This window comes from Spectribacter acetivorans (genome assembly GCF_031846305.1).
Classification (GTDB): Bacteria; Pseudomonadota; Gammaproteobacteria; order Nevskiales; family Salinisphaeraceae; genus Spectribacter; species Spectribacter acetivorans.
The window spans coordinates 235,243-260,196 of the sequence record NZ_JAVRHY010000001.1; the positions used below are offsets into that span (position 1 = coordinate 235,243).

Annotated in this window: 23 protein-coding genes; 6 read left to right on the forward strand and 17 right to left on the reverse strand. The window is 68.0% G+C overall.

Annotated elements, in window-relative coordinates; translation table 11 throughout:
* Positions 1 to 2: 2 nt before the first annotated feature.
* From nirD to RM531_RS01125, 8 genes are all read right to left on the reverse strand, one after another.
* Positions 3 to 341, reverse strand: a complete 339-nt coding sequence (gene nirD, locus RM531_RS01090) for a nitrite reductase small subunit NirD (protein ID WP_311656638.1) — start codon at positions 339 to 341, stop codon at positions 3 to 5.
* Positions 341 to 2,803 (reverse strand): nitrite reductase large subunit NirB, encoded by a 2,463-nt coding sequence (nirB, locus tag RM531_RS01095; RefSeq protein ID WP_311656640.1) that lies wholly within the window; start codon positions 2,801 to 2,803, stop codon positions 341 to 343. Before nirB ends, nirD begins: the two co-directional genes overlap by 1 nt.
* Positions 2,804 to 2,886: 83 nt before the next feature.
* Positions 2,887 to 4,254: an MFS transporter gene (locus RM531_RS01100; RefSeq protein WP_311656641.1), complete on the reverse strand. Its 1,368-nt coding sequence runs from the start codon at positions 4,252 to 4,254 to the stop codon at positions 2,887 to 2,889.
* A gap of 23 nt (positions 4,255 to 4,277) precedes the next feature.
* Complete coding sequence (locus tag RM531_RS01105; RefSeq protein ID WP_311656642.1) at positions 4,278 to 5,672, reverse strand: CmpA/NrtA family ABC transporter substrate-binding protein; 1,395 nt, start codon at positions 5,670 to 5,672, stop codon at positions 4,278 to 4,280.
* A 352-nt stretch (positions 5,673 to 6,024) separates the two neighbouring features.
* Complete coding sequence (locus tag RM531_RS01110) at positions 6,025 to 7,233, reverse strand: alginate export family protein (RefSeq protein WP_311656643.1); 1,209 nt, start codon at positions 7,231 to 7,233, stop codon at positions 6,025 to 6,027.
* A gap of 286 nt (positions 7,234 to 7,519) precedes the next feature.
* Positions 7,520 to 8,092, reverse strand: coding sequence for an ANTAR domain-containing response regulator (locus tag RM531_RS01115; protein ID WP_311656645.1), 573 nt, complete (start codon positions 8,090 to 8,092; stop codon positions 7,520 to 7,522).
* 40 nt (positions 8,093 to 8,132) lie between these two features.
* Positions 8,133 to 10,427: an efflux RND transporter permease subunit gene (locus tag RM531_RS01120; RefSeq protein ID WP_311656647.1), complete on the reverse strand. Its 2,295-nt coding sequence runs from the start codon at positions 10,425 to 10,427 to the stop codon at positions 8,133 to 8,135.
* 25 nt (positions 10,428 to 10,452) lie between these two features.
* Positions 10,453 to 11,223 carry an outer membrane lipoprotein-sorting protein gene (locus RM531_RS01125; RefSeq protein ID WP_311656649.1) on the reverse strand — a complete coding sequence of 257 codons (771 nt, stop codon included), beginning with the start codon at positions 11,221 to 11,223 and terminating at the stop codon, positions 10,453 to 10,455.
* A 70-nt stretch (positions 11,224 to 11,293) separates the two neighbouring features.
* On the opposite strand from RM531_RS01125, the gene RM531_RS01130 reads away from it, so the two are divergent.
* The 4 genes from RM531_RS01130 (at position 11,294) to RM531_RS01145 (ending at position 14,216) form a co-directional block, all read left to right on the forward strand.
* On the forward strand, positions 11,294 to 11,719 hold the full coding sequence (locus RM531_RS01130) for a hypothetical protein (protein ID WP_311656650.1): 426 nt from the start codon (positions 11,294 to 11,296) through the stop codon (positions 11,717 to 11,719).
* A gap of 89 nt (positions 11,720 to 11,808) precedes the next feature.
* On the forward strand, positions 11,809 to 12,333 hold the full coding sequence (locus tag RM531_RS01135; RefSeq protein WP_311656651.1) for a hypothetical protein: 525 nt from the start codon (positions 11,809 to 11,811) through the stop codon (positions 12,331 to 12,333).
* 188 nt (positions 12,334 to 12,521) lie between these two features.
* Positions 12,522 to 13,118, forward strand: coding sequence for a glutathione S-transferase N-terminal domain-containing protein (locus RM531_RS01140; protein ID WP_311656652.1), 597 nt, complete (start codon positions 12,522 to 12,524; stop codon positions 13,116 to 13,118).
* Between the two features lie 126 nt (positions 13,119 to 13,244).
* Entirely contained in the window at positions 13,245 to 14,216 is a 972-nt protein-coding gene (locus RM531_RS01145; RefSeq protein ID WP_311656655.1) for a glutathione S-transferase family protein, read from the forward strand.
* A 149-nt stretch (positions 14,217 to 14,365) separates the two neighbouring features.
* Here RM531_RS01145 and RM531_RS01150 read toward each other — a convergent pair whose 3' ends face one another.
* The 8 genes from RM531_RS01150 to RM531_RS01185 form a co-directional block, all read right to left on the reverse strand.
* Positions 14,366 to 14,968, reverse strand: coding sequence for an HvfX family Cu-binding RiPP maturation protein (locus RM531_RS01150; protein ID WP_311656657.1), 603 nt, complete (start codon positions 14,966 to 14,968; stop codon positions 14,366 to 14,368).
* Between the two features lie 65 nt (positions 14,969 to 15,033).
* A complete protein-coding gene (locus RM531_RS01155) occupies positions 15,034 to 15,888 on the reverse strand; it encodes an NAD-dependent epimerase/dehydratase family protein (protein WP_311656659.1) in 855 nt (284 codons plus the stop codon).
* Between the two features lie 5 nt (positions 15,889 to 15,893).
* The gene (locus RM531_RS01160) at positions 15,894 to 17,081 is read right to left on the reverse strand and encodes a heme biosynthesis HemY N-terminal domain-containing protein (protein WP_311656661.1); all 1,188 of its coding nucleotides are present in this window, start codon (positions 17,079 to 17,081) and stop codon (positions 15,894 to 15,896) included.
* Positions 17,082 to 18,290 carry a uroporphyrinogen-III C-methyltransferase gene (locus RM531_RS01165; RefSeq protein ID WP_311656662.1) on the reverse strand — a complete coding sequence of 403 codons (1,209 nt, stop codon included), beginning with the start codon at positions 18,288 to 18,290 and terminating at the stop codon, positions 17,082 to 17,084.
* A gap of 4 nt (positions 18,291 to 18,294) precedes the next feature.
* Positions 18,295 to 19,077 carry a uroporphyrinogen-III synthase gene (locus tag RM531_RS01170; protein WP_311656663.1) on the reverse strand — a complete coding sequence of 261 codons (783 nt, stop codon included), beginning with the start codon at positions 19,075 to 19,077 and terminating at the stop codon, positions 18,295 to 18,297.
* A complete protein-coding gene (gene hemC / locus RM531_RS01175) occupies positions 19,074 to 20,003 on the reverse strand; it encodes a hydroxymethylbilane synthase (protein WP_311656665.1) in 930 nt (309 codons plus the stop codon). The genes RM531_RS01170 and hemC overlap by 4 nt, the downstream gene beginning before the upstream one ends.
* Positions 20,000 to 20,728 (reverse strand): LytR/AlgR family response regulator transcription factor, encoded by a 729-nt coding sequence (locus RM531_RS01180; RefSeq protein WP_311656667.1) that lies wholly within the window; start codon positions 20,726 to 20,728, stop codon positions 20,000 to 20,002. The genes hemC and RM531_RS01180 overlap by 4 nt, the downstream gene beginning before the upstream one ends.
* Positions 20,725 to 21,786, reverse strand: a complete 1,062-nt coding sequence (locus RM531_RS01185) for a sensor histidine kinase (RefSeq protein ID WP_311656669.1) — start codon at positions 21,784 to 21,786, stop codon at positions 20,725 to 20,727. The genes RM531_RS01180 and RM531_RS01185 overlap by 4 nt, the downstream gene beginning before the upstream one ends.
* Positions 21,787 to 21,874: 88 nt before the next feature.
* On the opposite strand from RM531_RS01185, the gene argH reads away from it, so the two are divergent.
* Together argH and RM531_RS01195 are read left to right on the forward strand one after the other, a co-directional pair.
* Positions 21,875 to 23,272, forward strand: coding sequence for an argininosuccinate lyase (gene argH / locus RM531_RS01190; protein WP_311656671.1), 1,398 nt, complete (start codon positions 21,875 to 21,877; stop codon positions 23,270 to 23,272).
* 70 nt (positions 23,273 to 23,342) lie between these two features.
* Positions 23,343 to 23,855 carry a DUF1269 domain-containing protein gene (locus RM531_RS01195; protein WP_311656673.1) on the forward strand — a complete coding sequence of 171 codons (513 nt, stop codon included), beginning with the start codon at positions 23,343 to 23,345 and terminating at the stop codon, positions 23,853 to 23,855.
* Between the two features lie 4 nt (positions 23,856 to 23,859).
* Here RM531_RS01195 and RM531_RS01200 read toward each other — a convergent pair whose 3' ends face one another.
* Entirely contained in the window at positions 23,860 to 24,876 is a 1,017-nt protein-coding gene (locus RM531_RS01200; protein WP_311656675.1) for a hypothetical protein, read from the reverse strand.
* Between the last annotated feature and the right edge of the window lie 78 nt (positions 24,877 to 24,954).

The window sequence follows — 24,954 nt, forward strand, 5'->3', positions numbered from 1 at the left end:
GTTCATTCTTCAGGCACAAGGCACAGGAACAGCGCGCCGTCGCGATTCTCGACGGAGTACCGGGTGGTGTGGCCCTCGTCCGGTTCGCAGGCGGCGCCGTCGGCCAGGCCGATGCACCAGTTGTGCAGCGGGCAGGTGACCTTGCGGCCGTGGACGATGCCCTGGGACAGCGGTCCGCCGCGATGCGGGCAGGCGTCCTTCAGGGCAAATACCTCGTCGGCGCTGGTCCGGAACACGGCGATGTCGCCGTCGGGCATGCCCACCGTGCGGGCGCCCAGCGGGGGGATGTCCTCCAGCCGGCCGATCTCGATCCACTCGGCGTCGGCCATGATGGCCGCCATCAGCTCACCTCCTTGAGCGGGATGTAGTGCTCGCGGTTGACGCCCTGCGCCGAGCGCTCCTCCCAGGGGTCGGTCTGGGCGAATTGCTGGGAATGGGTGAAGCGCTCGGCCAGGGCCTTGCGGTTTTCCGCGTCATCGACCACGCGTGCCTTGACGTGGTCCAGACCCACCCGCTCGATGTAGGGGGCCGTGCGCTCAAAGTAATGGCCTTCCTCGCGATAGAGCTGGATGAAGGCCAGGCTATACTCCTTGGCTTCCTCCGGGGTCTTGACCCGGCAGAGCACGTCGGCGCCGCGCAGTTTGGTGCCGCCGTTGCCGCCCACCTGCAGTTCGTAGCCGGACTCCAGGCAGACGATGCCGAAGTCCTTGATCGAGGCCTCGGCGCAGTTGCGGGGGCAGCCGGACACCGCCATCTTGAACTTGTGGGGCATGAACGAGCCCCAGGTCAGGTGCTCCAGCTCCACCCCCAGCGTGGTGGAATCCTGCACCCCGAAGCGGCACCACTCCTTGCCCACGCAGGTCTTCACCGTACGCAGGGCCTTGGCGTAGGCGTGGCCGGAGACCAGCCCGCCCTGTTCGCGCAGGTCGCGCCAGATCGCCGGCAGGTCCTGCTTCTTCGCCCCGAGCATGTCGATGCGCTGGCCGCCGGTGACCTTCACCGTGGGGATGTCGTACTTCTCGGCCACGTCGGCAATCGCCCGCAACTCGCGCGGGTTGGTCACGCCGCCGAACATGCGTGGGACCACCGAATAGGTGCCGTCCTTCTGGATGTTGGCGTGGGCCCGTTCGTTGATGAAGCGGGAAGCGTCCTCGTGCTCGGCCTCGCCGGGCCAGCTGGCCACGCAGTAGTAGTTCAGCGCCGGCCGGCACTTGTGGCAGCCGTCGGGTTCGCGCCAGTCCAGCGCTTCGCGCACCGCCGCGGTGGTGGTCAGATGCCGGTCGACGATGGCGGCGCGCACCTCGTCGTGGGACAGGTCGGTGCACTCGCAGACGGTGATCTTGTCCGGTGCCGCTTCCAGGCCCTCGCCGAGAGTCGCTTCCACCAGCTGGGCGACCGCGTCCTGACAGGCGCCGCAGGAGGTGCCGGCCTTGGTCTGCTTGCCGACCGCGGCAACGCTTTTCAGATCGTGCTCGCCGATGGCGGCCACGATGTCGCCCTTGCACACGCCGTTGCAGTCGCAGATCTGGGTGTCGTCGGGCAGATCGGCCACGCCGGCGTCATTTGCCGGGTCGCCGCCTTCGGCGTAGGCCCGCCCGAACACCAGCCGGTCACGGAATTCGGATACGTCGGTGCCGTCCTTCATCAGCTGGAAGTACCAGCCACCGTCGCCGGTGTCGCCGTAGAGCACCGCCCCGGCCACCTTGTTGTCGCGCAGCACGATGCGCTTGTACACCCCGCGGCGAGGATCCTGGAACACGACGTCCTCGGTGTTCTCGTCGCCAACGAAATCCCCGGCCGAGAACAGGTCGATGCCGGTAACCTTGAGTTTGGTCGAGGTTACGGATCCCTCGTAGCGGCCGCTGCCGACCTGGGCCAGATGCGTGGCGCAGACCTTCGCCTGTTCCCACAGCGGGGCGACCAGCCCGTAGGTGGCGTTGCGGTGCTGTACGCATTCGCCCACCGCGTACACGCGCGGGTCGTAGGTCTGCATGGTGTCGTTGACGATCACGCCGCGCTCGCAGTGCAGGCCGGCGGACCGGGCCAGTTCAATGTTCGGCTTGATGCCCACCGCCATCACCACCAGGTCGGCCTTGATCTGGTCGCCGCCGGCGAAGCGCACGCCCTCGACCCGTTTCCGGCCAAGAATGGCCTCGGTCTTGGCCTCCATGCGGAAGGACAGGCCGCGCGCCTCCAGTGAGGCCTGCAGCATCTTCGCCGCCGGGGCGTCCAGCTGACGCTCCATCAGTGCATCCATGAGATGCACGACAGTGACCTCCATGCCCTGCTTCATCAGCCCGTTGGCGGCTTCCAGACCGAGCAGGCCGCCGCCGATCACCACCGCCTTCCGTTGGCTTTTCGAGGCATCCAGCATGCCGTTGACGTCGTCCACGTCGCGGAAGGTGATCACGCCGTCCAGGTCGTTACCGGGCACCGGGATCACGAACGGGTTGGAGCCGGTGGCCAGCAGCAGCCGGTCGTAGGGGACTTCGGTGCCGCTGCGGGCATGCACGATCCGGCGCTTGCGGTCGATGGCTTCCACCGGATCGCCGCTGTGCAGCGTGATGCCGTTGTCGTCGTACCACTCGCGCGAGTTGATCATGATCTCGTCGAGCTGCTTTTCCCCGGCCAGCAGCGGCGAGAGCATGATGCGGTTGTAGTTGCCGTAGGGCTCGGCGCCGAACACCGTGATGTTGAAATCGTCGGCGCGGATCTTGAGCAGGTCCTCGACGGTGCGCATGCCGGCCATGCCGTTGCCGATCACCACCAGGTCCTGTTTCTGCTCGGGCAGTTTGTCTGCCATGGGTCGTCTCCGAAGTTTCGTTGTCAATTCGTTGCCGCTGTCTTTTCCCCTCTCTCCGGTGTGGGGGAGAGGGGTGATTCGCGTCACGCCGGACTGGGCTCGGCGTCCGCCACATCGTCGTCGCGCTTGCGTTCGGCCATGGCCTCGCGGAGGGCAGCGTCCTCCTCGGCCTGCACCGCCGGCGAAAAACGCACGGCCAGCGCGGAGAAGGAACAGACCACCACGGCGCAGCCGAGGAACAGCAGGCCCTGGCCGTAGCTGAGGGATTCGCTCTTGAACAGGAAGCCGGCCGCCACCGCGCCGGCGTTACCGCCGGCGCCGACGATGCCCGCCACGGCGCCCAGCGCCTTCTTGTGCATGAACGGCACAAGGCCGAAGGTGGCGCCCTCGGACATCTGCACGAACAGGCTGAACAGGATCATCGAGGCGATGGCCAGCGCCAGCACTGTCATCTGCGAGAACAGGATCAGCGCGAAGCCCTCGACCAGCAGCGCCAGGAACAGGAACTGCACCCGGCCGCGCAGGCCGCGGTAGCGGGCGAACAGGTCCGAGAAGAAGCCGCCGAGCGTGCGGGCGAAGAGGTTCATCAGCCCGAACAGGCCCGCGATCAGCCCGGCGGTCTTCAGGTCCAGCTCGAATTCGTCGAAGAAGTAGATGGCCGCGACATTGTTGATCGTCAGCTCCACCCCGAAACAGGCCGCGTAGACGATGAACAAGGCCCACACCCGGTAGTCGGCGGCGGCCGTCTTGAATGTGCCCCAGCCCCCGCGTTCGTTCTTCGCCGGCGGGATCAGGCCCTGCTCGCGCAGTTCCCGATAGTCGCCGTCCGGCGCGTCCCGGGTGACGAACCAGTAGGCGATGCCGGTGGCGAACAGCACCATGCCGGGCACCACCATGGCCAGCCGCCAGCCCAGCGTTTCCGACACGCCGAGACTGACGATGGCGGTGAAGATCAGCGGCATCACGATCTGGGTGGTGCCGCCGCCGAGATTGCCCCAGCCGGCGGTGGTGGCATTGGCCGTGCCCACCACGTTGGGGCCGAACATCACCGACGTGTGGTACTGGGTGATCACGAACGAGGCGCCAATGGCGCCGATCGCCAGCCGCCCCATCAGGAAGGTCTCGAAGGAGTCGGCGAAGCCGATCGCCATCACCGGCAGCGAGCCCAGCACCAGCAGCCAGGTGTAGGTACGGCGCGGGCCGAACTTGTCGCACAGCGGCCCGATGATCAGCCGGACCAGCACGGTGATGGCTACCGAGGCGATGATGGTCGAACCCACCATCGACTTGTCCAGATCCAGATCCTCTCGCACCACCGCCATCAGCGGGGCGATGCCGAACCAGCCGAAGAAACACAGGTGAAAGGCCAGCCAGGTCATGTGGAAGGTGCGCATCTGGATCGACTTGAAATCGAACAGGCGGATGCGAGTGGCTTTGTTGGCGAGTTCCATGGGTCGTCCTTGCAGGTCTTGCCTCAGGCGTGGGTTTCGGGGTTGAGCCGGCGCAGGTCGGCCGGTGCCGCGGCCAGCGCATGGCGCTCGAAGGATTCGAGATAGGCCACCGGCCGGTCAGGGTCGAACACCCGGCCGTCTATGAAACGGTCCGGCCCCATGGCCAGGGCGCCGTCGGCGGTGCCCAGCGTCCAGGACTGGGCGTGATCGCCGGTGGGCCTCTCATCGGTGGCCGGCGCCGGGATGTTCAGTTCGGCGGCCACGGTGCGGTAAATGTCCGGCCGGTAGACCTCGGCCGCGGCCCGACGGATGTCGATGGCGTGTGGCAGCTGGCCCCAGCGCAGCATCTGGGTGATGAACCAGGCCGCGTGCGAGCGCCAGGGGAAATTGGCCGCGTAGCGGTGGAACACGTTGAAGTCGGGCAGTGCCTCGGGCTGCGAACCGGGGTGGTACTGGAAGCCGCCCGACAGGGCCCGGCGCAGCAGGGCGGGATCGGCATCCACATACGCCGGCCCGGCCAGAATCTGGGCCGCCTCGGCCCGGTTGCCCGGCACATCCAGCCAGGCGCAGGCGGTGATCAGGGCCCGCAGCAGCGCGCGGTGGGTGTCCGGATTGGCCTCGGCCCAGTCCTGCGTCACGCCGAGCACCTTCTCGGGTGCGTTGTTCCAGAGTTCGTAGCCGGTGATCACGGCATGCCCGACGCCCCGGGCCACCGCGACCTGGTTCCAGGGTTCGCCCACGCAATAGCCGGCGATGCGGCCGGCCGCGAGGTTGGCCACCATGCGCGGTGGGTCGATCACGATCAGGCGGACGTCGCGTTCCGGGTCGATGCCGCCGGCCGCCAGCCAGTAGCGCAACTGATAGTTGTGCGACGACACCGGATAGACGCTGGCAAAGGTCAGCGGCGCCAGCCCCTCGGCCTGATCCGCCTCGATCACCCGCTTGAGGGCGCGGGCCGACACCGGCCGCGTGGCCATGGCCTCGGGATCGGCCGCCTGCATCCGCTGATACAACTCGGCGGAGACGGTAATCGCGTTGCCGTTCAGGTTGAGCGACAGCGCCGTGACCATCGGCTGGTGAAAGCCGCCCACGCCCTGGCTGGCGGCAATCGGCATCGCCGCCAGCATGTGGGCACCGTCCAGGGCGCCGACTGCCACCTTATCGCGGATGGCCGCCCAGGACGGCTCGCGGGACAGCGTCACGGCCAGCCCCTGCTCGGCGAAGAAGCCGCGTTCGGCCGCGATCACCAGCGGGGCGCAATCCGTCAGCGGAATGAAGCCGAGCGTCAGATCGGTCTTGTTCGACGCGCGCTGGCCGTTGCCCCGACCGGCGCTGGCCAGGCCGGTGGCGGCGGCCATCGCGGCGCCCGCGCCCCCGGCCAGCAGCCGTCGGCGGGAATCCTGGAACGGGCGGCTCATGGCCGGCTCCGTTGCATTGCGGTCATTCTGGTCTTCATGGCGTTTTTCCTGGCCCAAACAAAAAACGCCCGCGCCCCGACCGGTGTGGTCGAAACGCGGGCGTCTTTGCCCTGAGCGATCTGCTTGTGTCGCCGGTGCCGGCATGCGGATCGTCATTGACCCGCCGGCATTGGCGCTTGCCGGTGGATTTGCAGCGACCGTGCCAACCGCTGACAAAAAGTACGTTACTTATTGATAATCAATAGCCTGTGCCGAATCTACAATGGTGATGATCGGCGCGCTCGCGGCGTGATCCGCACCAGGGTGGCTCGTTTGCCGGGGGCGTCGCACCAATGCCGGGCAATGGCAGCACTCACTCGAACGCGAAGGTGGCCTGCAGCCAGAGACGACGGGTATCCGCCGCAAACCCCTCGGCCCGGTAATCGGCAAACTTGACCAGCAGGCCAAGATGCTCGGTCACCGAGGCGGCCACGGAGACATCGATCTCCCGGCCGTAATCGGTGTGGCCGTGATCGGCCCGCAAGTCGTGGAAGGCGGCAGTCAGTCGGACCGGCCCTGCGTCGGCCGAGAGCTTCATGTAGCGGTCCACCACCCCGTCCGGCGGCGTGGCGATAAAGACATCGGCCCAGCCCTGGAAGGCGTGGTTGGTGGCCAGTGGAAACCGGAAACCGTAGGTGCCGTCGCCGCCGAGGACCTCGTAGCCGAGGGTCGGGGTGACGGGCAGCCCGGGCAGTGAAAGCTGCACCTGCCAGTAATCGGCGTCCACGGTCGTCGGGGCCTCGCCGTAATCGGACTGCTCGGCATAGGCCAGTTCATAGCGCAGCCGATGCAGGGCACCGGTTGCCCGCATCCCCAGCACGCGGTGGTCGGGCGCGCCGGGTGCCCGCGTGCCGTTGGCCTCGCGGTCGAAATCGACGAGGTAGGCAAAGCCGGTGAGCGCCAGCATTGGGTGGGCCTGCCAGCGGGCATTGACCAGGTGACTCTTCATCCGGTTGTCGTTGAAGAAGATGAAGTTCTGGCGCCAGAGATAGGCGTAGGTCAGGGTCAGGTCCGGCAACGGCTGGCTGACCAGGCTGACGGCATCGAAGGTCTGCTCATTCTGACGCCAGCCGACGTTGCCGACGAAGCGGGCGTTGTCGAGGATCAACCGCTGGCGGCCGATTTTCAGCGTGGTTGCCGGCAGGCCCCGATAACGCAGCCACGCCCGGTTCATCTGATCGCCGGTGGGGTCAGCGATGGTAGCGAAGCGGGTGTTGCCGTTGGTCGCGTTCAGGAACGACGGGCCGCTGTTGTAGCCGTCATCGCCGCCGATGGCATAGACGCCTTCGAACTCCGCGAAGGCGTCGAGGTGCTGCCAGTTGCCGGTGCGGTACCCCAGCCGTGGCCTCAGCGTGAGGGCATCCGCGTCCTCGCGGCCCTGCTGCTCCGCCTGTTCGAAGCGCAGGTTGAGATGCAGCGAGGCTTGGCCATCGGTTATCGCGCCGGTTAGCGGGCCGGCGCCGGCCGGTCCGGCTACCAGCGCGCCGAGAATCATCCAGTGTCTTGTCCGCATCCGTGTCATGCCAAACCTCCCGGGCAACAAAAAAGGCGCCCGCCCGGGCCCCGCGGTCAGCGGGAATCGGGCGAACGCCTTTGTTCGCAATCAGATTGTGTTGGCCTCGCCGCTGTCTTCGTGGATCGGCACTGATCCGGACAGCGCGCGGCTTAACCCTGATTCAAGCAGCGTTCATGCCACCGGCCCTCGCCCGGCACGGAACGCGTTTGGCGGCGGGGGTTTTGGCCGGTCCGAGCATTGACGACCACGCGGCAAGACGCGAGTCGTTGCACCGCAACACAGCACGCCGCAGCTAGTCCGCACTCCGTTCGAGCACGGATCGGGCCATTTCCACCATGGGCAGGCCGCGATCCATTGCCGCCTTGCGAATGCGGCGATAGGCGTCACGTTCGGACAGGCCGTGGTGCTCCATGAGCAGGGACTTTGCCCGGTCAATGACCTTGCGCCCGGCGAGATCGGCCCGGGCGTCGTCGCGTTCCCGGCGCAGGGCCTCGACATCCTGGTACTGACGCACCGCCACTTCCACCAGCGAGCGCACCAGTGCCGGCGAGACCCCTTCCACCACATAGCTGCTCACGCCCGCGTCGGCCGCCGCCGCGAGGGTTGTTCGGTCATCGCGTGGCGACAGCATCAGTATCGGTTTGGGGTAGCGCTGGCCGAGCATGGCCAGATGCTCGAGGGTGTCGCGAGAGGGCGAGTCGGCGTCGACCAGCACTGCATCCGGTGCCATGCGCGCCACCGCCTCGTAGAGGTCTGGGTCGTCAGCCAGAACGCCGACCACGCGAAAGCCCGCCTCCTCCAGCGCGGCGCGCAGGGTGGAGCAGCGCGTCGAGTGCACATCGACGAGAAGGACACTGAGGCTCATGGCGTGATCGACTGCCGGAATCGGCAATCAATGCTGCAAGTTACGTGCCGGCATCATCCGTTCGATCGCCGGCCAGCAGGAGTGGCGGCAGGAACAGGAAATCCGCCAGCAGCGCCAGTCCGATGATGATGGCGGTTAGCGCGCCCATGTGCACCGTCATGGTGAACGCCGACAGCGTCATCAGCACGAAGCCGAGCATCAGCACGAGCGAGGTCAGGCACAGGGCTACGCCCACGTTGGCGAAGGCGTCGCGCACCGCGTCCGCCGGACTCAGGCCCTTTTCCACCCGCGCCAGCCGGTACTTGGATAGCAGATGAACGGAGTCGTCGACCACGATGCCCAGGGTCAGGCTGGCCACCACCGAGGTGGCCAGGCCGGTCTGGCCGACCGTCAGACCCCAGACGCCGAAGCCCATGGCCAACGGCGCCAGATTGGGCACCAGGCTGACCAGGCCGAGCCGTACGCTGCCGAAGGCCCAGGCCATGACCAGCGCGATGAAGGCAAAGGCCAGCGCCGTGCCCGTGAGCATGCTGGTGAAGTTATGCCGGGCGATGGCCGCGAACATGATCGAAATGCTGGAACCCGGCGTCACCATCTCGGCAGGCAGGTTGGCGCGCATCCAGTCGCGGGCGCGGGTGTCGAGCGCCCGCATTTGCTGATCCGGAATCGGGTTGAGCACCACGGCCAGCCGCACCGCCGACTTGTCCAGACTGATCAGGTCGTTGATGCCGGTGCCCTGGGGCAGGGACATCTCGTAGACCAGCAGATACTGGGCAATCAGGGCACGCGAGTCCGGAATGCGATGCGCCGCCGCGTCGCCTTCGTTCATCGCCTGGTTGAGTCGTTCGACCAAGTCGGTGACCGATACCACACGACGGACCTCCGGCTGCTGGCGAAACCACTCGGCGAGCGATTCCACCCGGCGCAGGAAGGCCGGGTCCTGGGCCGCCCCGTCGCTGCCGGCGGTCAGCGGATACTCGATCAGCTGCATGCCGGTGAGTTCGCGGTTGATGAACTCGGTGTCGTGGCGGAACTCGATCGACTCGTCGAAGAACTCGACGTAGTTGTCGCCGAATCGGTTGAGCGGGATGGCCGATGCCAGACCTACAATCACTACCAGCCCCGCCACGATCAGTAACCGGCGCCGGGCGATCACGAAACCGGCCAGCCGGTCCAGCCACTGCCCGCTGACGCGGCCGGCGCCGGACCGGGGCGCAGGCAGTACCATCATCGCTGCCGGCAGGAAGGTGATCGACAGCCCCCAGGCGGCCACCACGCCGGTGGCCACGATGTTGCCGAGATCGCGGAACGGCGGGGAATCCGAGAAGTTCATCGCCAGAAAGCCCAGCGCCGTGGTCAGGCTGGTCAGCAGCACCGGCCGGGCGTTGATGCGCAGGGACTCGCGCATGGCCGCCGGTTTGTCGCGGCCGCTGGCCAGCGCCCCGGCGTAACCCACCAGCACGTGCACGGAATCGGCAATCGCCAGGGTGAGGATGATGATGGCCGCGGCCAGCGAGGCGGTATTGAGCACGATCCCGGCCCAGCCCGCGAGACCGAAGGCGATGGTCACCGACATCGCCAGCACCCCGAGGGTGGCCAGGGTGGTGGTCGCCCGCCGGAAGAACACCGCCAGCACCAGGAACATCAGCAGGAAGAACGGCGGATACAGGTGGGTCAGGTCCCAGCGCACCGAATCCACCATGGCCTGGTTGAGCATCACCGAGCCGGTCAGGTAGACCTGCAGGCCCTGGTGGTCGGCTTCCAGCCGTGCGGCCAGCTCGCGGACGGCGGTGGTGACCTCGCGAAAGGCCGCTTCCTTGCGAGCGTCCGGCAGGTCGAACACCACCGACACGCCGGTGACGCCGCCATCCGTGGCCAGCAGCCCGCCGGCGACGCGTTCGTTGGCCAGCGCCCGGTCGCGGGTCGCCTCGCGTTCCGCTTCGGATAGCTGGCCGGGGGGCACCAGCGGTTCCACCACCAGCTCGTCGCCGCGGGCAAAGCTCTGGTGGAAGTTGGTCAACGAGGTCACGCCGCTGGCGTAGGGCAGGGTCCAGGCCGCGTCGGTGAGCTCGCGCACGGCGGCCAGCGTGTCGGCGGTGAACACGTCGCCGTCGGCCGGGGCCAGCGCCAGGAACACGTTGTTGCGGCGGTCGAACTTGTCCTCGATGGCCTGGAAGTTCCGCCACTCGGGGTTGTCCGGCGAGAAATAGGCGTCGTAGGCGGCGGTGAAGCCCAGCCCCGGCAGACCGGTGGCCGCAGCCAGCGTGGTCGCCACGGCCAGAACCATGACGCGCCAGGGGTGGCCGACTACCGCACGGAAGAAGGCGCCGAGCATCGGGTGGCTTCGCGAGTCGGCCGGGTCAGCGGACGCGTTTGAGCGCGTCCACGCTGAAGTCCCGTTCGGTAAATCCGTTGTCGAACTCGATCTCGCGCCAGCGCAAAATGCTGGTGCCGCCGGTAAGCTGGTTGGTCATGGTGAGTTCGTCGGCGCGCCACTGGCCGTTGGCGTATTCGCGGAAGCCGTCCGCGGTCAGCGTCTTCAGATGCTGGCCGGCCTTGTTGTAGTACTCCACCCGCAGCGTGCGGTAATGGGTCTGGTCCAGCCAGGCCACCTGCCGGCTGTATACGGCGGTGTCCGCGTTATCCGGCGTGCGTTCGAGCACGTAGACTGGTTCACCGTCGAGTTCGTCCTCGCGCAGCAACGTGACATCGAACTTGTCCACCGACTGGGCGGTGAAATCGGCGTAGGAGAATTCGCTGCCCATGAAGGCCCCGGCGCGGTTGCCGGCGGCGATCCGCTTCACGCGCGACAGCGCCGGGAGGTAAAGCCATTGCTCATCCGGCCGTTGATCATGGGAGTGGGTCAGCAATGCGGTGCCCGCCACATCGGGCGGCGCGTCGATGATGGTGAGACTGCGACTGCCGCTGTCGGTGTCCAGGCTGCGGGCTCGCAGGTCGCGGCGGGCCTCGTCGCCACCGGCGGTGCGGATCACCATGGTGGCCTCGCCGCGCTGATCGGCATAATCGGCAAAGCGGGCTTCGGCGGTGCGGGCGATTTCCATGCCGCGACCGTCGTCCGCGGCAATCGCACCCAGCGGGAACAAAAGGGCGATGATGATGAACCAACGCATAGGCATTCCGGAGGGCCGCCGAGGCGGCAGCGTGAGGATGAAGGCGGATCGGAGGCAAAGTGTCGCATGGATGGCTGCGCTGACGCTGCTGCTGGCCGGCTGCGCCGCGCCGCTGCCCGAGCGCTCCGCACCACCGGCCAATACGGTGGCGGTGGCGGAAACCGATGTCGGTCTCGCCGGCCGTCTGAATACCCGGCTGGCCGCACTCGGCTGGGCGCTGGTGCCCTATCAGTCCGGGCAGAGTGCCGGCACCCCCGGGCCGGTGCCGGCTGATCTGGCCGACCGCGCCCGCTACCGGCTGGAACTGCGGGCCGAGGAGGTCGGTGCCTGCGGCAATCTGGAGCCCAACTACATCTACGACATCCGGCTGATCGACAATCGCGACGATTCGGTCGCTGCCCGGCGTCACGGCCGGGGTTGCGAGATCGACACCGCCCGCCGCTTCGGGGACCTGCTGCGCCAGCGCAAGCTGGTGCCGTCGGCCGAGGCGGCCTGAGTGGGGGCGTACTCGCCATTGCCGGGGTGCGGCCTGGTTGCTAGCTTGCCGGCATGGACGCCTGTCGCCGCCGTGATCCGCCCCCGACCATGACCGGTCCCGCGCGGCGCTGGCCGTTACTGTTTCTGCTCCTGCTGGGCATCGGTTCGGCCGCGGCGGATATCCGCGTCCACGTGAAGGAAACGGTTAACGATGGCGAACCGTCGCAGGCGGTGCACTGGTTCGGCGAGCAGCGCAGCATGCGCGATGACGGCAGCCGCTACATCATCACCCGCCTGGACCTGGGCAAGATCTTCATCGTCAACCGGCTGGCACAGCAGTACCGCGTGATCCCCCTGCCGGATCAGCCGGATGCCGAGCCCGCGGCGGTGAATGTCGAACGCACCGACGACGTCCGCGAGATCGAGGGCTGGCCGGCCCGGCGCTACCGGATCGGCGGGGCCGCGGCCGGCGACATGACCATCGATGTCTGGATCAGCGACGAGGTGCCGGTGGATATCGCCGGATTCCGCCGGTTGATGGTCAATCTCGGCCAGCGGCCGGGGTCCGAATGGATGCAGGCCTACCGGCAGATTCCGGGCTTTCCGGTGTTGCAGGAAGTCACGCTGGAGTGACCGGAACTGCGGCTGCACTCGGAGAGCCGGGTGATGTCGATCGAGCAGACCGAGCCGGCGGCGGATACCTACGACCCGCCCCAGGATTACGAGCGGGTGCCCTGAGCCGAAGCCTCCGCGCGGGCAGCTAGCGATGGCAAGGCCCGCAGCGTTACGCTGCGGGACCGCTCCGACCCGGGTTCCCCGCCATGCAGTTGTTCGTCTCTCCCACCTCACCGTTTGCCCGCCTGGTTCGCGTGATCCGCCTGGAAAAGGCGCTCGCCGACGAGATCAGCCTGGAATGGGTCGACCCCTGGGCCAGCCCCGACCCGCTGACCCGGGCCAATCCCTATTCCCAGGTGCCGGCCCTGCAGCTGGCCGATGGCACCACCATTGTCGACAGCCTGGTGATCGCCAGTTTTCTGGAAAGCCGGTTTCCCGAGCCGGCACTGATGCCGCCGGCCACAGCCGCCGCCGTCCACCACAAACTGGGTCTGGGCAAGGTGCTGATCGATGCCGCGGTGGACCTGGTGATCACCAAGCGCTTTCGCCCGCAGCCGGACAGCGACCCGATTCTGGATCGTCGCCTGGCCGCCATCGAACGCGCCGTGCCCGCGATTGCCGGGTGCGTCACGCCGGTGGAGCAGCCGGACCTCGGCGATATCGCGCTTGCAGTGGCGCTGGCCTATCTGGACTTTCGTTTTCCCGATATCGAGTGGCGGGTGGCGCAGCCGGGGCTGGCCCGCTGGGCGGACGAGCTCGGTCAGCGTCCGGCCCTGATGGAGACCCGGCCGCCGACGAGTTAGCGGCCCGGCGCCGGCCGGTTCGGTCCCGGTCGAACTTGCGCGATCCGCGGTTGCCAAACCGGCGCGCCATAGTAGTCTTGCGCTGCGCGACCGGCCTCTATCCCTTTCCAACAAGGCAAGCACACGATGGGTTTATTGATTGACGGCGTCTGGCATGACCAGTGGTACGACACTGATTCCACCGGCGGACGCTTCGAGCGCAATGAAGCGAAATTCCGCAACTGGATCACGGCCGATGGCCGCGCCGGCCCGTCCGGCGAGGGCGGTTTCGCCGCCGAGCCCGGCCGCTATCACCTGTACGTGTCCTGGGCCTGCCCCTGGGCGCACCGCACCCTGATTTACCGCAAGCTGAAAGGGCTGGAGGACATGATCAGCCTGTCGGTGACCCACTGGTTCATGGGCGAGAAGGGCTGGACCTTCGCCGACGGCCCTGGGGTCATTCCGGATCCGATCCACCACGCCGATTTCATCCATCAGATCTACCAGGCCGCCGTGCCGGACATGACCGGCCGCTGCACGGTGCCGCTGATCTGGGACAAGCAGCGCAACGCCATCGTCACCAACGAATCCGCCGAGATCATCCGCATGTTCAACTCGGCGTTCGACGGCGTGGGCGCCACCCCGGGAGATTACTGTCCGGCGGATAAGCGCGACGAGATTGACGAACTCAACAAGCGCATCTACCACACCGTCAACAACGGGGTGTACAAGTCCGGCTTCGCCACCAGCCAGCAGGCCTATGAAGAGGCCGTGGAACCGCTGTTCGACACGCTGGATTTTCTCGAGGACCGGCTGTCGCACCAGCGCTACCTCTGCGGCGACGCTATCACCGAGGCCGACTGGCGCCTGCTGCCCACCCTGCTGCGCTTCGATCTGGTCTACCACGGCCACTTCAAGTGCAACCGCCGGCGCATCGTCGACTATCCCAATCTATGGGGCTACACCCGTGACCTCTACCAGCAGCCCGGCATCGCCGACACCTGCAACTTCGAGCATGCCAAGCGGCACTACTACGAAAGCCACGACACGGTGAACCCGACCGGCATCGTGCCGGTGGGGCCGGATGTCGATTTCAACACTTCGCATGGGCGGAGCTGAGGCGCACCGCAGGAAGATTAATCCGCAGATTACGCTGATTGTTTGCGAGGTTTTTCCTGTCCGGTTGAAGATATCAAACCTTCCATTCCGAATCTGCGCAATCGGCGTAATCGGCGGATCCTTCTTCTTTTCACGGTCGTAGGCCCCACTCACACTGCCTGCCGGCCAGCGCCGCGCGCCACCCAATAGTCCACGCTGAGATAGCGGCCGGCCCCGGTGAAGAACAGGCTCAGCAGCATGATGAAGTAGGTCGCCGCCATCTGGATGCCGTTGTTGAGGATCACGAACTTGCCCTGCGCGGTCAGCCATTCGTAATCACCGTGCTCCTTGAGGATGGCGCGGCCGCGCTCGGCGCGTTTGGCGGCCTCCTGTGCATCCTCGCAGTTGAACAGGCAGAACATGGGGTCGGCGATGGTCTGCCAGCCGTGCTCCCAGTGCACGGCAAAGGCGGCGACCAGCATGGTCGCCATCAGCGGAATCGCCAGCCAGCGCACGGCGAGCCCGATCAGCAGGGCAATGGCGCCGAGCACTTCCGTGGCGGTGGCCAGAAATGCCATCAACCAGGGAAACGGCAGGCCCAGGCCCCACTCGGGGTTGCCGAACCAGTTCACCGTGCCGTCGAAGTTGTTGACCTTGTTCATGCCGGCGAGCCAGAACACCGGCGCAAGATAAAGGCGCAGGGCCAGCGGCGCCAGAAAGTCGAATGCGCGGGTCTTGTCCAGCAGGTGCTGGGCTGCAATGAAAAGCTGCATGGTCTGCCTGGTGTGGAATCCGGGCCAGATGACCGGGGTGCCCCGGGTTTGCTTGCGGGGCGGAGTCAGCCGCGGGCCGGCAAGCTTGCGTCCAGCCCGCTGTTGAGGTCGGGATAGCGCAGCACCAGCCCCAGATCGTCGCGCAGCCGGTGGTTGTCGAGGCGACGCGATTCGCGCAGGAACGACAGCCGCATCTCGCTCCAGTCCCGCTCCGCCTCGGCACGGCTGATGGTGGGCGGATCGGGCAGGCCCAGGCGCCGGGCGATGGCTCGGTAGGCGGCACCCATCGGGGTCGGCTGACCGTCGGCGGCGTTGTAGACGGCCCGGTCCGGGCCGCGTTCGGCGGCGGCGATGGCGGCGGCAGCCAGATCATCGATGTGGATGCGATTGGTCCAGGGACTGTCGGCGTCGTCCAGCACCGGTTCGCCGCGACGTACCCGTTCGATCGGCAGCCGGCCGGGTCCGTAGATGCCGGGCGCGCGCAGGATGACCACGGCACCGGGCCAGTCGGCCAGCCGACGCTCGGCGGCTGCGCGGCGGCGGGCGCGGTCGGTGATCGGGTTCAGCGGCCGGTCCTCGGTGACCCAGTCGCCGCCGCAGTCGCCGTACACGCCGCTGGTGCCGATGTAGATCAGCCGACGGGGCGGCCGGTGGGCGTAGGCGGCCAGGACGGCGGCCATCCGCGGATCGTCGTCGCCGGTTCTCGGGGGCGGGGCGAAATGGAACAGCAGGTCAGCATCGGGCAGATCGGGGTCGGGCTGGTCGAGGTCGACCGCCTGTGCCGCGATCGCGCTTCGGGCAAGGCGATCGGCACTCTCGGCGCTGCGCACGATGCCGGTGGCATCCCAGCCGCGGTCGGCGGCCAGCCGGGCGACTCGCTGCCCGGTGTCGCCGCAGCCGATGATCACGGCGCGGGTCACGGTGGCTATCGGGGGTTGTCCAGTACGGCTTCCAGCCCCTGACGGAACGCCTGGCGGGCTTCCTCGTCCTGGTCGATTTCCTCGAACAGCCGGCCGAGTTCCAGCAGCGCCGACGGCCGGTTGACCCCGCGCAGGCTGTTTTCCAGGTAACTGCGTGCTCGGCCCCAGAGCCGGTTGCGCAGACACAGACGGCCGGCCACCAGCAGCAGTTCCGGCTCCTCGCCATACTGCTTGAGCCAGGCTTCCACCGTGGCCAGCTGGGCCGTGCGGTTGTCGCTGGCGATATCGCCGAATGCCAGCGCCAGCCCCGCATCCCACTGGGTGCGCAGGGTGGCGCGGATCAGGTCGGCGGCGGCCACCGGCGCGCCGGCTTCGATCAGCTTGCGCACGTACACCAGTTGCACCGCGGGATTGCGCCGCAGGTCGCGCGGAACCCGTTTCCAGGTGTCCGGCAGCGTGTCGGCATTGGCCTCGGCCTGGCGCACCAGATCGGTCCAGGCGCGGATGGAGAGGTCGCGGCGTTTGTCCTCCCCGAGTAGTTGCTGCTTGCGCAGCACGGGCAGCAACTCGCGCACCTGGGCCCAGTCGCCCATGTGTTCGCTCAGCCGGGCCAGCAGCACCAGGCCGTGACCGTGAGTGGGCTCGATCTCCCGCAGCCGGGTCAGCGTGGCCAGGGCTTCGGCATCCTGGCCCTGCTCCATCTGCAGTTCGGCCTGGGTCAGCAGGATCGCCAGCTCGGAGCTGCCGCGCCGGGCGGCGGCCTGTTCCAGATAGCGGTCACGCCGGTCGGGTGCCTGCAGGTGCTGGGCGCATCGCGCCGCGCCGAGATAGTTGAGGGTCGGGTTGTCCTGGCGTTCGGCCAGCTTCGCGAGTTCGTTCTCGGCGTCGGCCCAGCGGCCCTCGAACAGCTTGAGCAGGCCCTGGTAGAGCGACCGGCGGGCCTTGCGTTCGCCGCGCCGGGCCAGCAACTCGCGCAGGTTACGGGGCAGCAGGGCACCGGTGACCGCCAGCCGCCACAGCAGCAGCGCGGTATAAAGACCGGCCACCAGCACCGCCAGGAAGAAGAACAGCGAAGTTTCCAGGCGCCAGTCCGCGTAGGCGATCTGCACGTAGCCGTTGTGTTCGCGGAATACCAGCGCCAGCCCGACGCCGGCGACCAGGAAGATGAAGAAGAACAGCAGCAGGCGTCGCATTTATTCGCTGCCGTTGTTGCCGGACGGGTTCTGGTCCGGGTTGCCGCTCAGCCGCTTCTGGGCCTGCTCGCGAAGGAAGGCGCGCATGGCCACCAGGCTGTCGCTGATGTCGGGTGCCTGCCAGTCGATGCCGGCCTTGCTGATGCCGTTGAGCTGTTCCAGCACGCCGGCGACCCCCGCGGCATCGGTATCGAAATAGGTCTTGAGCCACTGCCGGGCGCTATCCAGGTTGCTGCGATACACCTCGCCCTGGCGCTGCAGCAGCGCCAGCCGCGCGGACTGCAGCTTCAGCGTCAGGTTCTGGTACAGGAAATAGGCCTCGTCGGGCGGCATCAGCGGCTGATGCGGCTCGTCGCTGCGTCGGATGGTGAACATGCCCTCCAGTGCGGTGCCCAGCGAATCCACGAAGTGCTGCCAGCCGGGGGCGTCGATGAGCGTGTCGGGGTCGGGTGTCTCGGCGTCGTAATTGGCCGACATCTCGGATTTCAGGGTCAGATCCGGCACCTGCTCCACCAGGCTGGACAGGGTTAGTGCCATGCCCTCGATATCCGGATCGGGCAGCGCGTTGAGCGCGGCGATTTCGTCCACCACCTGCTCGCGAATCTCGAACAGCCGCGGATCGCCGAGATTGCCGATGTGACGGCTGGCCAGTTCCAGCGCGCGGCGGGCGCCGCCGGCGTCGCGATGCAGCAACAGGCGTTCGTTGGCGGCGGCCAACAGACTTTCGATTTCCAGCAGCTTCCAGCGCCGGGTGCCGCCCTCGACGCGCTCAACCAGTTCGCCCATCTGCACCCGGGTATCGTCCAGCCCCTGTTGCAGGTCGGCGATCTCGTCGCCCTGCGAAGTGACCGATCCGGTGGTGTCCTCGAGCTGCGACGACAGATTCCGCAGGCGCGGCATCAGATCGTCCTGGACGGTGGTTTCCAGGCTCTGCTCCACCGTGGCCATGCGGTCGTCGAGTTCGTCGGCCCGCTGATCGCCCAGCCAGGCGAGTCCGGCCACGCCGGCCACCGCCGCCAGGGCCAGCAGCAGGGCGAGTACGGCCAGTACCGCGGCAGCCCGGCCGCCGCGGCGTGGTTTGTCGGAGGCCGGCACGGCGGCGGTTTCCGCCGTTTCGGTCTCGGCGTTGTCGTCCGTGGTTTCGGTCGGCTCGGCGTCGGCCGTATCCGCCTCGCGGGCCGGTTCCTCCGGTCGTTGGGACTCGGTCATGTGTTTATGCGCTCCCCCGGCCGATTCCGTGGCCTGCGGCCGGGCAGCGCGCAAGCGTCTCCAGAATGGCGGCGTCGTCCATGCGCGGCGGCCGCAGCGGCATGGTGTTGAAACCCAGATCTTGTGCCCGTTTTAACACACGCTCACTCGGCACCACCAGTTGGCGGGCGCGCAGGTCCGGCCACAGTGCGGCCGGCGTGATGGCGGCGAGATGGGTCAGTGCCTCGCCGCTGGTGATGACCAGGACATCGGCCTCCGCCACCAGCGCCTGCAGCCGCGGCCGCGATGGGGTTACCGGCTGCCGGCGATAGACCGCCACTTTGCCGACCTCGGCGCCGCGCTGTTCGAGCGTGTCGGCGAGGGTAGTCCGGCCGCCCTCGCCGCCGATGATCATCACGCGCCGGCCGGCGGGATTGTCGAAGCGGGACAGGGCGAGCAGACCCTCGCTGGTGGTATCCACGGTCGGAGCCAGCACCTTGCGGCCGGTAGCGGCGCGCAGCGCCGCGGCCGTGGCGGCGCCCACCGCCGCAAGCTGCCCGGTCGGCCGGAAATCCGGCCGCAGGCGCCAGGCCCCTGCCACCGCATTGGCGCTGGTGAAGATCAGGTCATCGGCCCCGGCGGCGCTGTTGAGGCCGCGGTCCGAGCCGGCGGGATCGGTGGGGGCTTCGATCGCCAGCAGCGGTTGGCGCAGGGCGTGGCCGCCGGCGGCCTCGATGGCATCACACAACGCCTCGGCCTGGGCGACCGGGCGGGTGACCCATACGCGCAGGCCGGACAGCCGGTTCACAGCGCAGCGAGAATCCGGTCGGCCCCGGCCGCCAGCAGGCGTTCGGCCAGCGCGGTGCCAAGGGCCGCGGCCTCTTCGGCCGGGCCGGTGGTTTCGTCGGCCACTAGCTGGCTGCCGTCGGGGGCGCCGACGCAGGCCCGCAGGCGGAGTTGACCGGCGTCCAGTTCGGCGAAGGCCGCGATCGGCAGGTGACAACTGCCGGCTAGGCGGGCATTGACCGCCCGTTCGGCGGTGACACGCACGTGGGTGTCCACGTCATTGAGCGCGGCGACCGCCTCGGCGGCCGCGGTGTCGCCGGCGCGGAGCTCGATGCCCATCACGCCCTGACCGATGGCCGGCAGGCAGACCTCCGGCGGTATCTGCTGGCGGATGCGGTCGGCCAGACCCAGCCGTTCGAGGCCGGCACAGGCGAGCACGATGGCGTCGAACTCGCCGGCATCGAGTTTGCCCAGCCGCGTCCCAACATTGCCGCGCAGACTGTCGACCTCGAGATCGGGACGCAGGTGCTTGAGCTGGGCCGCGCGGCGCAGGCTCGAGGTACCCAGCCGGGCGCCGGCCGGCAGGTCGCCGGGGCTGTCGAAACGGTTGGACACGAACGCATCGAACGGGCTGCCGCCGGCCAGCACCACCGGCAGGTCGAATTCGGGTTCCAGTTCCGCCGGGACATCCTTCATGGAATGCACCGCGATGTCGGCCTCGTCGGCCAGAAGCGCCTGCTCCAGTTCCTTGAGGAACAGGCCCTTGCCGCCGATCGCCGACAGCGGCCGGTCGGTGATGCGGTCGCCGCGGGTGGATAGCGGCACCAGCGAAATGGTCATCGCGGGGTGCGCGGCCTGTAGCCGCTGCTGCACATCCCGGGCCTGCCACATGGCGAGCTCGCTCTTGCGGGTGGCGATGCGCAGGCGCGCGGTGGGGGTGTCGGTCATTGATCCTGTTCCAGCAGTTGCCTGACGTCGCCGAGCCGCCGGCGGCTGACCGGCACCGGCATCGCCAGATGCCGCAGCAGTAGCTCCGGGCCCTCGGGGCCGCGGCGCAGGGCCTGAATGTGGTCCCGGGCGGCCAGCGCCTTGCGGTGCACCCGAATGAAGCCCGGGCCCAGGGTGTCTTCCAGCGAACGCAGCGATTCCTCGATCAGCAGTTGGCCGTGCAGATGGTGCACGGTGACGTACTTGTCCTCGGCGATGAAGCAGACGATGTCGTCCACCGCCACGCGAGCGAGACCGTCACGGTCCTGCCCGTGCACGTATCGGCGTTCACCGGCGGCCGGCATGGTACCGGAATGCATCTGTGCGCGGCTGGGCTGGCGTGCGCGCATCAGCGCCGCCGCCAGCCGGTCGCGGCGGACCGGCTTGAGCAGATAGCCGGCGGCGCGGGTGTCGTGGGCCGACAGGGCGTGCTGATCGTGCGCCGTGGTGAAGATCACCGCCGGGGGCATCGGCTGCTCGGCCAGCGTGCGCGCCACCTGCAGACCGTCCATGCCGGGCATGTGGATGTCCAGAAGCACGACATCCGGCTGGTGGTGCTCGACCGCGTCCAGGGCGGCCTGGCCGTCGGCGGCTTCGCCGGCGACCTCCCAGCCGGGCAGTTCGGCCACCATCTGCGCCAGACGCTGCCGCGCCAGCGGCTCGTCATCCACGATCAGGAGCTTCACAGGTTGTCCGCCTCCGGCGCCGGCAGGTTGAGCACCACGCTGAAGCGGTCCGGGCCGCGGGCCGTCTGCAGGCTGGCGCGGCCGCCATAGCGCAGGGCCAGGCGTTGCTCGATGTTGGCCAGGGCCAGGCGCAGGCCGCCGCTGTCATCATCGGGTTTCTCGATCCGGGGATTGGTCACGCTCACCGCCAGGAAATCGCCGCGGCGGACCGCCTCGATGCTGATGCGCCCGCCGCCCGGCAGCTTTTCGATGCCGTGGCGAATAGCGTTCTCCACCAGCGGTTGCAGCGACAGCGGCGGTAATGGCCAGTCGGCCACTGCCGGTTCGATATGGCGATCCAGGGTCAACCGGTCCCCCAGCCGCAGTGCCTCGATGCGGGTGTAGGCGTCCACCAGTTCCAGTTCCTCGCGCAGGGTGGCCAGCGGGCGGTCATCGTCGGCCAGGCTGGCGCGCAGAATGTCCGACAGGTCCTCGATGGCGCGTTCGGCATCGGCCGGGCGCATCGCCACCAGGGCGGCGATGCTGTTCAGGCAGTTGAACAGGAAGTGCGGCCGGATGCGGGCCTGCAGGGCCTGGTAGCGGGCCTCGGCTTCGGCGGCGGCCTGGCGTTGCCAGGCGTCGCGCAGCCAGAAATAGCGCAGGCCCAGCGCCGACACCACGGCGCAGACGCCGAGATTGCGGATCAGGAAATCCTGATGGCTGATATCGGCCACCAGCGGGGCGATGCCGGTCTGCGGGCCGGCCAGGTACACGATCTCGCTCAGGGCGAAGGTCACCGCCAGCAGGCCGGTGTAGCTCAGGCCGGCCACCAGGCGGGCATTGAGGTGCCCCAGATGCCGGCGGATCAGGCACAGCGCGGCCACGCTGAAGATGCCGATCCACTGCAGATACAGCGACATCAGGAACAGCGAGAACCAGAAACCGCGGGCGGTCTGCAGCGCCGACAGGGCCAGCACCACTGCCACCAGCTGGCAGATCACCAGCACATCCACCACCCGCCCGGTGCCGCAGAAATCCGGCAGGAATGCCTGGGCGGGGCGCGTCGCCGTGGGGTTCATCCGGGCAGTGTTCGGCGCGGCGGTCCCGGGGTCAAGCGGCGTTGCTATAATTCGCGGCCTTTCGCAAACGGCGGTAGCCGCAGCCAACATGGCCGACAAGCCCACCAACCAGAGCTGGGGCGGACGCTTCAGTGAAGGCCCGGATGCCCGGGTGCAGCGTTTCACCGCCTCGGTGTCGTTCGATTGCCGCCTGGCGCCCTACGACATTCGCGGTTCGATTGCCCACGCCACCATGCTGGCGAAGGTGGGCGTGCTTACCGATGATGAGCGCGACCGGATCGTGGCCGGGCTGCAGGACATCGGCGGTGAAATCGAGCGCGGCGAGCTGGTATGGCGCGACGACCTCGAAGACGTGCACATGAACATCGAGGCCCGCCTGACCGAGCGCATCGGCGAGGCGGGCAAGAAACTGCACACCGGCCGTTCCCGCAACGACCAGGTCGCCACCGACCTGCGCCTGCTGCTGCGTGCCGGAATCGACGAGCTGTGCGCGGAACTGGCGCGCCTGCGGACCGGGCTGATCGACCTGGCCGAACGCGAGGCCGATACCGTGATGCCCGGCTTCACCCACATGCAGGTGGCCCAGCCGGTGACCTTCGGCCACCACATGCTGGCCTGGGAAGCCATGCTGGCGCGTGACAGCGCCCGGCTGGCCGACACCCGTCGTCGGGTCAATGTGCTGCCGCTGGGCAGTGCGGCGCTGGCCGGCACTACCTTCCCGATCGATCGGCCGTTCGTGGCCGAGCAGCTGGGGTTCGACGACGTCGCCGAGAACTCGCTGGATGCGGTGTCCGATCGTGATTTCGCGATCGAATTCCTGGCCGATGCCGCGCTGGTGATGACCCACCTGTCGCGGATGGCCGAGGAGCTGATCCTGTGGATCAGTCCGGCGTTCGGATTCGTCGAGCTGCCGGACCGCTACTGCACCGGCTCCTCGATCATGCCGCAGAAGAAGAATCCCGACGTGCCGGAAATCGTGCGCGGCAAGACCGGACGGGTCACCGGCCACCTGATGGCCCTTCTCACCCTGATGAAGGGCCAGCCGCTGGCCTACAACCGCGACAACCAGGAAGACAAGGAGCCGCTGTTCGACACCCTCGATACCCTGCGTGACTGCCTGGGCCTCTATGCCGACATGGTGCCGCACATCCGGGTGGATGCCGACGCCTGCCGGCGCGCAGCCGCCCGCGGCTTTGCCACCGCCACCGATCTGGCGGACTACCTGGTGCGCAAGGGCGTGGCGTTCCGCGATGCCCATGAAATCGTGGGCAAGGCGGTGCGAGCGGCGCAGGACGGTGGCGTCGATCTGGCCGATCTGTCTCTGGGCACGTTACGCGGTTTTTCCGACATGATCGGCGACGATGTCTACCAGGTTCTGACGCTCGATGGCTCGGTCGCCGCGCGCGACCACATTGGCGGCACCGCCCCGGCGCAGGTGCGGGCGGCGGCGGCCCGGGCGCGGCAGCGGCTGGCCGCGAACGACTGACGCGATCACGAAACCCTGCCCGCCATACGGCGTCCAAGTCTGACGGCTTCGACGTTTGCGGGAGGTTGCCATGCGACGTCGTCTTTACTTCCTCGTGCCCGACGCCGGCACGGCCGAAACCATTGTTGACGAACTGCTGCTGGCCCGGATCGAGGCGCGCCACATGCATGTGGTAGCCCGGGAGGGTACGCCGCTGGGCGATCTGCCCGAGGCGGATCTGCGCCAGAAATCCGACCTGATCGAATCCGCCGAGCGTGGGCTGGCCGTCGGGGGTGCCACCGGCGTGCTGGCCGGCCTGACGGCGGTGACGTTCCCGCCGGCCGGGGTCGTGGTCGGCGGCGGGTTGGTGGCCGCCACAACCCTGGCCGGGGCGGGCTTCGGCGCCTGGGCCGCCAGCATGATCGGCATTCGCCTGCCCAATCGCGAAATCCGCAACTACGAGCAGGCCATTGACGACGGTCAGCTGCTGCTGATGGTGGATGTGCCGAACGCTGATGTGGGCGGCATCGCCGAACTGGTGCGCTCGCATCATCCCGAGGTGAACATCGGTGACACCGAGCCGCACAAGCCGGCGTTTCCGTAACCGGTCAGCTGTTGTCGCGGCGGATGTCCAGACTCAGATCGTGGATTACCGCGCGACCCTGGTCGATGCGGAAGATGGCGGTTTCGGCGATCGTCAGCCGCGCGCCATCGTCGCCGGAGGCCAGCCGTTCATCCAGGTTCGATGACACGCGGATGCCGGCGGCGGTGCGCTGCATGGTCGTATCCCGGCGCGTGACCCGGTAATCCTCGGCTCGGTCGAAGGTTTCCTGCCACAGCTCGCGCAGCGCCTCCCGGTCGAGTTCGTCCCAGCCGCTGCCGTTGGGCAGGCGCACGCGGATGCGGGCGTCCGTGGCCACGTGGGTCACGATGCCGGCGGCGTCGCGTCTGCCGGCGGCGTCTGTGATGTTGTCCAGCGTCTTGGTCACGGCACCGCGATTGCCACGGGCCACCGGCTGTGGTTCGCCGCCGCCCTCGCGGGCCGCCAGATACCGCTGCGAGGCCGGGTGGCCGTGTTCCGTCGCTGCCCGGCGCAGCCAGGACAGCCCGGCCTGCTCGTCGCCCGCGTCCACCAACTGCATGCCGAGCGCGTACTGCGCCTCGGCATTGCCGTGGTCGGCCGCCTGTTCATACCAGTGGCGGGCGCGCGCCGCATCGGGTTCGGTGCCAAGCCCCTTTTCGTAGGCTTGCGCGGTCTCGAACATGCCGTTGGCGTCGCCGGCCTCGGCCGCCTTACGGTACCAGTGCAGCGCTTTTTCGTAGTCCTGCTCGGTGCCCTCGCCGGCGGCGTACATGTTGGCCAGGTTGAGCATGCCCTGGGTATTGCCGGATTCCGCGATCACCTTGTAGCGGTCGAAGGCCTCGTCGAACTGGCCCATCTTGTAGACCGCATAGGCCTTGAGCACGCTGACCATGTCGCGGGCGATGCGGTCCTGATCGTTGCCGTTGCCGGCTTCAGCCTGGAACTGCGCCAGGGACGCCGGCGCGATAAGGCAGGCCAGTAGCGCAAGCGCTGCTGTTCGGCGCCGTCGCGACGATCTGGGTCGAATGCTGAGAACGGGCATGCGTTTTCCTTCCGACTTGGTACGCGGCGGTAACCCGGGCGGGCTCACCGATCCCGTGCGTGGTCGCCCAGTCATAAC